This window comes from Phormidium pseudopriestleyi FRX01 (assembly GCF_017313335.1).
Lineage (GTDB): Bacteria > Cyanobacteriota > Cyanobacteriia > Cyanobacteriales > Laspinemataceae > Laspinema > Laspinema pseudopriestleyi.
The window spans coordinates 1-10,855 of record NZ_JAFLQW010000532.1 but is presented as its reverse complement, the minus strand read 5'-3'; the positions used below and the strand labels follow the sequence as shown (position 1 = coordinate 10,855).

Annotated in this window: 7 protein-coding genes; 5 read left to right on the top strand and 2 right to left on the bottom strand. The window is 48.8% G+C overall.

The genetic code is table 11. The features are described from left to right. Window positions 1-608 (bottom strand): type I glyceraldehyde-3-phosphate dehydrogenase (locus J0895_RS20235; protein ID WP_207089802.1); only part of this gene is annotated, 608 nt, incomplete at its 3' end. A 435-nt stretch (window positions 609-1,043) separates the two neighbouring features. Beyond that, complete coding sequence (pckA, locus tag J0895_RS20230; protein ID WP_207089801.1) at window positions 1,044-2,801, bottom strand: phosphoenolpyruvate carboxykinase (ATP); 1,758 nt, start codon at window positions 2,799-2,801, stop codon at window positions 1,044-1,046. Between the two features lie 760 nt (window positions 2,802-3,561). Between pckA and J0895_RS20225 the strand changes: the two genes are divergently transcribed. The 5 genes from J0895_RS20225 (at window position 3,562) to J0895_RS20205 (ending at window position 10,736) form a co-directional block, all read left to right on the top strand. Beyond that, on the top strand, window positions 3,562-3,723 hold the full coding sequence (locus J0895_RS20225) for a hypothetical protein (RefSeq protein WP_207089800.1): 162 nt from the start codon (window positions 3,562-3,564) through the stop codon (window positions 3,721-3,723). Further along, the gene (locus tag J0895_RS26860) at window positions 3,677-3,934 is read left to right on the top strand and encodes an amidohydrolase family protein (protein WP_207089799.1); all 258 of its coding nucleotides are present in this window, start codon (window positions 3,677-3,679) and stop codon (window positions 3,932-3,934) included. The genes J0895_RS20225 and J0895_RS26860 overlap by 47 nt, the downstream gene beginning before the upstream one ends. Window positions 3,935-4,361: 427 nt before the next feature. Further along, complete coding sequence (gene pflB, locus J0895_RS20215) at window positions 4,362-6,650, top strand: formate C-acetyltransferase (RefSeq protein ID WP_242541451.1); 2,289 nt, start codon at window positions 4,362-4,364, stop codon at window positions 6,648-6,650. 159 nt (window positions 6,651-6,809) lie between these two features. After that, window positions 6,810-7,592, top strand: a complete 783-nt coding sequence (gene pflA / locus J0895_RS20210) for a pyruvate formate-lyase-activating protein (protein WP_242541450.1) — start codon at window positions 6,810-6,812, stop codon at window positions 7,590-7,592. Window positions 7,593-7,979: 387 nt separating this feature from the next. Further along, a complete protein-coding gene (locus J0895_RS20205) occupies window positions 7,980-10,736 on the top strand; it encodes a bifunctional acetate--CoA ligase family protein/GNAT family N-acetyltransferase (RefSeq protein ID WP_207089798.1) in 2,757 nt (918 codons plus the stop codon). The last annotated feature ends 119 nt before the right edge of the window (window positions 10,737-10,855 follow it).

The following is a 10,855-nucleotide window of genomic DNA, read 5'->3' as shown; positions in this document are numbered from 1 at the left end:
CTGCCACCGCGCCAGTCTTTTTTACTCGGTCCATCTACCGTGGGTTGAGTCGCTGTCATCGCGTGCACGGTGGTCATCAGCCCTTCACTGAAGCCAAAATTGTCATTAATCACCTTGGCAACCGGCGCTAGACAGTTCGTGGTGCAACTGGCATTAGAAACGACAGTATCTTTCGCTGGGTCAAACGTCTCGTGGTTGACCCCAACTAGGAAAGTCCGTACTTGGTCCGGGTCCTTCGTCGGTGCGGAAATCACGACGCGCTTGGCACCCCCTTTAATATGCTTGGTAGCCCCTTCTAGGGTGGTAAACAGTCCCGTAGACTCGACAATGTAATCGGCACCGACTTTACCCCAAGGCAGTTCCGTGGGGTCTTTGATGGCGGTACAGGGGATAAACTTACCATCAATCTCAATTCCCTCGGGAGTCGCTTTGACCGACCCGGGAAATAGCCCTTGGGTTGAGTCATGTTTGAATAAATAGGCCAGGTTATCGGAAGGAACCAGGTCGTTAATCCCCACAAATTCCAGATTGGGATTGTTGATTCCGGCACGCAGGACTAGGCGTCCAATCCGTCCAAATCCATTAATCCCAACTTTTAAAGTTCCCATGAACTACATTCCTCTGTAAACAAACAACTTGTACTTTAGCAGCAATCTCCCCGAGTTCGTGTTATTCCAGCGACATCTCGTCAAGCTTTTCAGACTTTTGAGAGAGATTGTATTTCTTTAGAAAGAATTTAGAAATCGAGCAGAGCCCCGGAAGAGCCACCTTTCCCTCTACAGGAAACGTGAGGAGTACCTCAAGAAAACTGCCCGAGTCAATCGGGTATATAGCGGTTCGGTGGACTCATGAGTTAGTGTCTAAAGCCCCCTTCGACTCTGAGCCCTGAGCCCTGAGCCAGTCGAAGGGTCGAAGGGGGTTTGGGGTGAGGGCCGATCGCACTCTTGGCAAGAACCGCTATAAGTTTTATATTGAGTTAGAGAATCAGGACATCAGGTGCATTCAGGTTCCTGACATCCTGGATTCTCTACTGTGCGCTTCAGTTATTCAAAGCTAGGACCGGCGTCGATAATCTCCTGACTGGCGGTGGTAAAGCGTTTGAAGTTATCCACAAAGCGGCTGGCTAGTTCTTTGGCTTGGCGATCGTAAGCCTCTTGATCCGCCCAGGTATTGCGCGGATCGAGAATCTCGTTGGGTACACCGGAAACGGCTTCGGGAATCAACATTTTGAAGATGGGATGTGGATGACAGGTGACGTGATCGAGTTCGCCACTCAGGGCTGCTGATACCATTGCCCGGGTATATTTAATTTTAATCCGGCTGCCGACGCCATAAGGACCACCAGACCATCCGGTATTGACGAGATATACGGAGGCGGTAGTATTATGTTTCCGCAGGCGTTCACCGAGCATTTCTGCGTACACGGTAGCGGAGAGGGGGAGGAAGGGTTTGCCGAAACAGGCGGAGAAGGTGGCTTCGGGTTCGGTAATTCCTCGTTCTGTTCCGGCGAGTTTGCTGGTATAACCGGACATGAAGTAATACATCGCCTGCCGGTTCGTCAGTTTGGCGATCGGAGGCAAGACGCCAAAGGCATCGGCTGAGAGGAAAATGACCGCCGTTGGATGTCCGCCGACACTGGGAAGCACGACATTGGGAATATAGTCGATGGGATAGGCAGCCCGGGTATTTTCGGTCAAGCTGTTATCATCATAGTCGGGATGACGAGTAACGGGATCAAGGACGACGTTTTCCATCAAGGCACCAAACCGGATGGCATCCCAGATTTGCGGTTCGTTTTCTTTGGACAAGGCGATCGTTTTCGCATAACATCCGCCTTCAAAGTTAAAGATGCCATCTTCTGACCAACCATGTTCGTCATCCCCAATTAACTGACGGGTCGGATCTGCTGAAATGGTCGTTTTACCTGTACCGGAGAGTCCGAAGAATAAGGCGGTATTGCCTTTGTCATCCATGTTTGCCGAACAGTGCATCGGCAGGACGTTCCGCTTGGTCATAAAGTAGTTCATCAAGGAGAATACGGATTTTTTGATCTCCCCGGCATATTTAGAACCGCCGATAATGACGATTTTTTGAGAAAAGTTGACGACGATAAAGGCTTCGGAGTTGATGCCGTTGATTTCTGGGTCACCTTGCAAACCGGGAACCGCGATTACGGTGAAATCGGCTTGATGGTTGGCAAGTTCTTCGTCTGTCGCCCGAATGAAGAGTTGATGCGCGAATAAATTCTGTGAGGCGTATTGGTTGATGATTCTCACGCCAACTCGGTAGTTGGGATCGCACCCGACATACCCATCAAACAGATAAAGGTCTCGACCCTGAACGTAGGAGAGAACTTGACGATAGAGGCGTTTGAAGTTCTGTTCGGAAATGGGAACGTTGAGTTTATTCCAGTGGATTTCGTCCCGGCTGTTCGGTTCATCTACGATAAATTTATCATTGGGAGACCGTCCGGTATATTTTCCCGTATTAATACAAAGTGCGCCATTGTCTGCGAGGATCGCTTCCGCCCGGGCTAAGGCGTGTTCGACCAAGGTTGGAATCGAGAGGTTGCGATAGACATGGCCTAGGTTTTTCATGCCTAGGACTTCTAGTCCGTAGGTTTTGGGGGTTTGGTCATGTTCTAAGGTTAGGGTTTCTTTCCTGGTAGTTAGGGCTTCGTTATATGCCAAGGTATTCTTAATGGTCTTAGATGCGGATACGTCTTGATAGGTATTGCGGGTGGAACTGGTGGCTTCTTCCCTGTTTTCTTTGGGGGATGTGTTGTAGTTTTGAACGCTCATTTGTTAGTCCTCGTTTTTGATTATGCCAATAAGTTGTGTTGGGACTGGAGTTGTGTTTGGGTTGTGCGCTAACCGGGTTAGATTAGCAACTATTTGGTTGAGAAACTTTTTGAGTTGTCTGCGTTTGGTAAATCTAAGGATTGATTCTGCTCCGTCTGTCTGTTGATCCGGTGCTTCTCGGCCTAAAGCGATCGGGGAGTTGCAACGAATCTCCTAACACTGTAGTTTTCGGTCTGTTTTCGAGGCGTCTCATCCCGAGAGGGTTACCTCGCTGAAAGCGGCTGAACCTAGGGTTCAAGGCAAGTCCCCATTTCTTCGTTCGTTGGGTTTGGGATTGAGGCAGATCCGACTTTCTACAATTTAGGAGATTACCGGCTCTGCGGTTTAAGTCGCAGGGGTTTGTCTTTTGCTTTTGAGTTTATCATAAGCGAATTAATGCCTTAAAACAATTACAAAATATTACGAAATTTGGGATAAGGTTATCCCCTCTGTTCCTGGACAACAGACTGAACCTCTCTTTTTTTTATTCAAAGAAGCTAAAGGGTAATCCCAATCAGCTATGTAGCGACTCTTGAACCTAAAAGATTGCAACTCTTATAATGAAAGCTCTCGGTTAAATAACAAGGAACAATAACATTCGTTACATAAATTCATGAAAAGGGTTGTGAATCGCAACGTTTTTTGCTAAACTTAGGAACCACGTCTCTTTTTGCGAATAAGGAGAAGTCGTCTATACACAAGAGTATAGAGTTCAAGATAGATGGACTGTAAATTACGAGAGTCGTACCCCACCCTGATGGTAGAGTCGGAACCTTCGCGGATGTTAGTCGCCCTTGATCAGATGCCCAAAGCTGAACTGCACCTGCATTTAGAAGGTGCGCCTCGATGGAGTACCCTCCGGGAGGCACTCCACCGGATTTGACCTACATGGGTTAGAAACTCCTGAAACCCGTGGCGATCGCTTTCAAGATGCCTTGGCGATCGCTAAAGACTCAGGCAAAAAAGTCAAAGTTCATGCCGGAGAAATGGACGGTCCCGCCAGCATCCATGCCGCTGCCGCCACCGCTGGCATTACCCAAATTGGTCACGGGACCTCTGCAATTGAGAGTCCCGAAGTCGTGAATTTCCTCTGACGCGATGCGATCGCAATTTTTCACCGAACTAGAAACCTGGCAGCAAATCCAGTGCCACGGATCAGAATCTCCGGATCCAAAACCTTAAAATATTGACCTTTCATTGTACCGGAAAACAAAAAAAAATGCAAGGGTCAATCCTACCCTAAATTTTGCCATCTCCCCCACTATAAATATTAAACAATTCCAAAGAAAATCTATAATATTTTAAGAAAACCTTGACAATTCCGACCGCCTAGGCAGTAGCAGTCATCCCCCACCCCACAGCAGCAATTACAGCCCATCCAGAATGCATCCACCCCCAGGGAGTTTCTTTATTTTTTATAAAAAAAAGTAGAAAATGAAAAGTAGATTGAATTGTGCGCTATATTAAAAGAGTGGATAGAGAACAAGCAAAACGGTTTACCGATTCGAGGTAATTAATACTATGGTTTCCACTTCAGTAAAATCTCCCCAAGCAACAGAATTACCGGGCAAACAAACCGCCATTAGCGAGGAATGGCAAGGCTTCGTGACCGGCAAATGGGGTAAAGAAATTGACGTTCGGGATTTCATCCAAAAAAATTACAAACCTTATCAAGGAGATGAGACCTTCTTAGCAGAGGCGACAGAACGCACTACAACGGTCTGGAAGAAAGTCACCGAACTGATGAAAGAAGAACGGATCAAGGGTGTATTAGATGCGGAAACCAAGATTCCTGCATCGATTACCGCCTACGGTCCGGGTTATATCGATCGCGACTTAGAACGGATTGTCGGACTGCAAACCGATAAACCCCTGAAACGTGCCATCATGCCTTACGGGGGGATTCGCATCGTCAAAGCCGGGTTAGAAGCCTACGGGTATAAACTCGACCCGGAAACTGAAAAAACCTTCACCCAGTATCGCAAAACCCATAATGACGGTGTATTTGATGGCTATACCCGGGAAATGCGGGCGGCCCGACATTCGGGGATCATCACCGGATTGCCCGATGCTTATGGACGGGGACGAATTATTGGGGACTATCGGCGCGTCGCACTTTATGGCGTGAACCGCCTGATTGCCGACAAGAAACATCAGCTAGAATCCCTGGAATTCGATGCGATCACTGAACCCGTGATCCAACTGCGCGAAGAAGTCTGCGAACAAATTCGGGCCTTGCAAGAACTCAAAGACATGGGTGCCGGGTATGGATTTGACCTGGGACGACCCGCCAACAATGCCCAAGAAGCCGTCCAGTGGACATACTTAGGCTATCTTGCCGCAGTCAAAGAACAGAATGGTGCGGCGATGTCCTTGGGACGGGTGTCTACCTTCCTGGATATCTACTTTGAGCGTGATCTGAAAAACGGCACTCTCACTGAAACCACCGCCCAAGAAATCATTGATGATTTCGTCATGAAACTGCGGATGGTGCGCTTCCTACGGACCCCGGACTACAACCAACTATTTTCTGGCGACCCCACCTGGGTGACCGAATGTATCGGTGGCATGGGTGAAGATGGACGTTCTCTGGTCACCCGTAGCAGCTTCCGCTTCCTCCATACTTTATATAACCTCGGTGCGGCACCGGAACCCAACTTAACCATTCTGTGGTCCGAACGGTTACCGGAAAACTTCAAACGCTATTGTGCGAAAGTTTCCATCGACACCTGTTCCACCCAGTATGAAAACGATGACTTAATGCGGCCCGACTATGGCGACGATTACGGGATTGCCTGTTGCGTCAGCGCCATGCGAATTGGCAAACAAATGCAGTTTTTCGGGGCGCGGGCAAACCTGGCCAAAGCCTTGCTGTACGCCATTAATGGAGGTAAAGATGAAAGTTCCGGGGAACAAATTGGACCGGAATTTACCCCAGTGATGGGAGACAGTCTGGATTACGAGGATGTGGTGGCGAAATTCGATCGCTTCTTGGATTGGTTGGCGAAACTTTACGTCAATACCTTGAATGTGATCCATTATATGCATGATAAATATTGCTATGAGCGGATTGAAGCCGCTTTGCACGATCGCGATATTTATCGGACCCTTGCCTGTGGCGTTGCTGGACTCTCGGTAGTGGCTGACTCCCTCGCGGCGATTAAATATGCCAAAGTCAAAGCTATTCGCAATGCTCAAGGCTTAATCGTAGATTACCAGATTGAAGGTGACTATCCCAAGTATGGGAACAACGACGATCGCGTAGATGACATTGCCGCCGATCTCGTCCAAAACTTCATGAACAAGATTCGCAAGCATAAAACCTATCGGAATGCGGTTCCCACTCAGTCGATTTTAACCATTACCTCCAATGTGGTTTATGGTAAAAAAACCGGGAATACCCCCGATGGACGGAAAGCAGGCGAACCCTTTGCACCGGGTGCGAACCCGATGCATGGACGGGATACCAAAGGGGCGATCGCAGCCTTATCTTCCGTAGCTAAACTGCCCTATGAACACGCCCAAGATGGGATTTCCTACACCTTCTCCATCGTCCCGAAAGCGTTAGGTAAAACCGATGGCGATCGGCTTACCAATCTTGTAGGCATTTTAGATGGGTACTTCCACGATCAAGGTCATCACATTAACATCAACGTCCTTGATCGCGAAACCCTGATAGATGCAATGGATCATCCGGAAAAATATCCGCAACTCACCATTCGGGTTTCCGGTTATGCCGTCAACTTCATTAAGTTAACCCGTGAACAACAGTTAGACGTGATTAACCGCACCTTCCACGAACGTATCTAATCTTTCAAAACTACAAAGGTGGGCCTTTAGCTCACCTTTGTAGTTTTGATGAATGGTCATTGGTCATTGGTCATTGGTCATTGGTCATTGGTCATTGGTCATTGGTCATTGGTCATTGGTCGTTTGTCATCCTTCATCCTTCATCTTTCATCCTCCCTCATGCTAAACAGAACAGCCAATCCCACCGCTACCCCTCCCGCAGTTCGAGACTTTCAAGCCCTCGGTGCCATCCATTCCGTTGAAAGCTGCGGAACCGTCGATGGTCCTGGAATTCGGTTTGTAATTTTCACCCAAGGCTGTCCCCTACGCTGTTTATACTGCCATAATCCCGATTGCCGACATATCGAAGAGGGCAAAGTCGTCAGCGTGGATGAACTCATCGAAGAGGTGCAAAAATATCGGTCCTATATGCGCTTTTCCGGAGGGGGAGTGACGGTGACTGGAGGCGAACCTTTGATGCAGCCCGAATTCGTGAGAGAAATCTTCCGTCGTTGCAAAGAATTAGATATTCATACCGTGTTGGATACGTCCGGTTACGTCCAATTAAATGCAGCTAAACCCGTTTTGGATTATGTAGATTTAGTGCTGCTGGATATTAAATCCTATAATCGGGCGCTTTATGAAAAAGTGACCCATGTTTCCCTAGAACCTACCCTGAAATTTGCGGAATATCTTAAGGAGATTAATAAACCGGCTTGGATTCGGTTTGTTTTAGTGCCTAATCTGACGGATACCCGGGAGAATGTGGAAGGACTCGCCCAATTTGTGTCCACCTTAACCAATGTGGAAAAAGTGGAAGTGTTGCCCTTTCATCAAATGGGAGAATATAAGTGGGAACAGTTGGGGTATGAGTATGAACTTAAAAATACCGAACCCCCTACAGAGGAACAAATTGAAGCGGTGATGGAAATTTTCAGGAGTTATGGGTTGCCGGTGCAATAAACGGGTAAACGGGAGAAAATTAGGGGGATAACCGGCGATCGCCTGAATATTCAAGGATTCCTGACAAAAGGGCGCGGTCTCACTTGCGGGCGTTCCGGGATTGTTAACAGCAGGTGACTTGAAGAGGCGATCGCCCCAGGGAGTATCCCAACTCACTGACAAGCATCAATCAATTTCGTTAAGGTGGAAACAACGGGACTCTATAACCTGACGCAATTTAGAACCAGGCGACTGCACAATTCTAAAAGGATTGTGACTTTTTCCCGAAATAGCGAACAGGAGTGAGTACGCTAGGGCTAAGTAACTCTAAGCTTTTTTACTCAAAAAGATCGGGTCGCCTCTGGAATAATGTCCATTTAGAAGATTATATTTAAGGAACATCCAGCGATGGAAAAGCCAATTGTCACCAAACCCGACCAAAAAGAGCGCGCCGTCTCTACACAAGACTTCCTGCATTACGAACGGCAAACCCTTGATGCCATCTTTAAACCCAAAAATGTTGCCTTAATCGGTGCAACCGATCGCCGAAGCAGTGTGGGACGGACCATTTTATCTAATCTGATTGCCAGTCCCTTTGGTGGTGCCGTCTTTCCCGTCAATCCCAAGCGGGATAACGTCCTGGGGATCAAAGCCTATCCAACTATTGCCGCTGTACCCGATCCAGTAGACTTGGCGATCATCGTCACCCCCGCCCCAACCGTACCCGGGATCATTGGCGAATGCGTCGATGTCGGCATTCCCGGCGCGATTATCATTTCTGCCGGATTCAAAGAAATCGGTCCTGCCGGAATCGAACTCGAACGGCAAATCCTCGCCGAAGCCCGTCGCGGTAAAATGCATATTATCGGACCCAACTGCCTCGGGGTCATGAGTCCCCTCTCCGGACTCAATGCCACCTTTGCCACCAAAATGGCAAAACCGGGGAATGTCGGCTTTATCAGCCAAAGTGGGGCACTCTGTACCGCGATTCTGGATTGGAGTTTGCGGGAAAATGTCGGCTTTAGCGCCTTTATGTCCATTGGTTCCATGCTGGATGTGGGTTGGGGGGATTTAATCTATTACCTCGGTGATGACCCCAACACTCAAAGCATCGTCATCTACATGGAATCCATTGGCAACGCGCGATCGTTCCTCTCTGCTGCAAGGGAAGTAGCCCTAAGTAAACCCATCATTGTCATCAAAGTTGGACATACCGAAGCTGCCGCCAAAGCTGCCGCCTCCCATACCGGCACCTTAACCGGCAGTGATGAAGTGCTCGATGCCGCCTTCCGACGGACTGGAGTCTTGCGCGTCAACAATATCTCCTACGTCTTCTATATGTCCGAGGTCCTTGCCAAACAACCGCGCCCCAAAGGACCCCATTTAACTATCCTCACCAATGCCGGAGGTCCCGGGGTGATTGCCACCGACGCCCTGATTACCGAAGGGGGAAAACTCACCGAACTCTCAGAAGAAACGATTTCAGAACTGGATGAATTTTTACCCACTCATTGGAGTCGTAGCAACCCGATCGATATCTTAGGGGATGCGGAACCCAGTCGCTATGCCAAAACCCTAGAGAAGGCTGCAAAAGACCCGAATAGTGATGGATTGTTGGTGATTTTAACCCCACAAGCCATGACGGACCCCACAGAAACCGCTAAACAACTGGAACCCTACGCCAAAATCAAAGATAAACCGATTTTGGCAAGCTGGATGGGAGGGGAAGATGTCCGAGAAGGGGCGAACTTCCTGAATCAAGCGAATATCCCCACCTTTCCCTATCCGGATACAGCAGCGCGGTTGTTTAATTATATGTGGCGCTACACTTATAACCTCCGCGCCTTATACGAGACGCCGGTACTCCCCAAAGATGATGACCAAAACACGCCCGATCGCGCGTTAGTTGAGAAAATCATCACCCAGGCGCGGAAAGAGGGACGCAACCTGTTGACTGAGTTTGAATCGAAACAGATATTCGCCGCTTATGGCATTCCTACGGTGGAAACTCACATTGCCACGAGTGAAGCTGAAGCGATCGCCTCTGCCAATCAAATCGGCTATCCCATCGTTCTCAAACTGTATTCTGAAAGAATTACCCATAAAACCGATGTGGGGGGGGTGAAGCTCAATTTAGGCAGTCCTGAAGCTGTGGGAAATGCTTATCGGGCGATTGAAACCTCGGTAACCCAAAAAGCTGGGGCGGAATATTTCCAAGGGGTAACCGTCCAGCCGATGATTAAGTTAGACGGGTATGAGTTAATCGTTGGCAGCAGTATTGACCCGCAATTTGGCCCCGTCTTGCTATTTGGGACCGGGGGACAGTTGGTGGAAGTGTTTAAAGACCGAGCTTTGGGGTTGCCACCGTTGAATACTACCCTAGCGCGGCGGATGATGGAACAGACTAAAATATACAAAGCCCTCCAGGGGATTCGGGGACGGGACCCGGTGGATATCGCGGCGATCGAGCAATTAATGGTGAGATTTAGTCAGTTAATCGTCGAACAACCTTGGATTAAAGAGACCGATATTAATCCACTGCTGGTATCTCCTGAACAGATTATCGCCTTAGATGCCAGGGTGGTACTTCACGATCCTGATAGCAATCCCGATGAGTTACCGCGTCCAGCGATTCGGCCCTATCCCACTCAGTATATTACTATGTGGTCGATGAAGAATGGTACGCCGGTGAGAATTCGTCCGATTCGTCCGGAAGATGAACCTTTGGTGGTTAAGTTTCATGAGTCTTTGAGCGATCGCTCAGTCTATTTCCGGTACTTCCACCTGCTGAAACTCAGTCGCCGAATTTCTCACGAACGGTTAGCCCGGATTTGCTTTATCGATTACGATCGCGAAATGGCACTGGTGGCAGATTACCGAGATCCCGCAACGGGAGAACATCAAATCCTCGGATTCGGTCGTCTGACGAAGTTACACGGGTCCAATGAAGGGGAATTTGGATTACTCGTGGCTGACCCTTATCAAGGGTTAGGGTTAGGAACGAAACTGTTGCAACAGTTGATTGAAGTGGGACGAAGTGAGAAGCTCGTGCGAATTACGGCTGATATTCTGCCGGATAATGGTGCCATGCAACACCTGTCTCAGAAAGTGGGTTTCAGCCTGCGGCGCCATGAAGATGTGATTCGCGCTGAGATTGATTTATAATCCAGTGGAGTGGGTGTGATCGGGAACACTGATCGCACCCGTTCTCACTCCTCGGGGGCGATCGGCCAATCTGACCACTGCCACCCCGGGATCTGTTCAAAATCACGACGGTTGCGGAG

Coding starts and splice junctions, on each gene's coding strand:
- pckA (WP_207089801.1), bottom strand. CDS start 2,801: ATGAGCGTTCAAAACTACAACACATCCCCCAAAGAAAACAGGGAAGAA.
- J0895_RS20225 (WP_207089800.1), top strand. CDS start 3,562: ATGGACTGTAAATTACGAGAGTCGTACCCCACCCTGATGGTAGAGTCG.
- pflB (WP_242541451.1), top strand. CDS start 4,362: ATGGTTTCCACTTCAGTAAAATCTCCCCAAGCAACAGAATTACCGGGC.
- pflA (WP_242541450.1), top strand. CDS start 6,810: ATGCTAAACAGAACAGCCAATCCCACCGCTACCCCTCCCGCAGTTCGA.
- J0895_RS20205 (WP_207089798.1), top strand. CDS start 7,980: ATGGAAAAGCCAATTGTCACCAAACCCGACCAAAAAGAGCGCGCCGTC.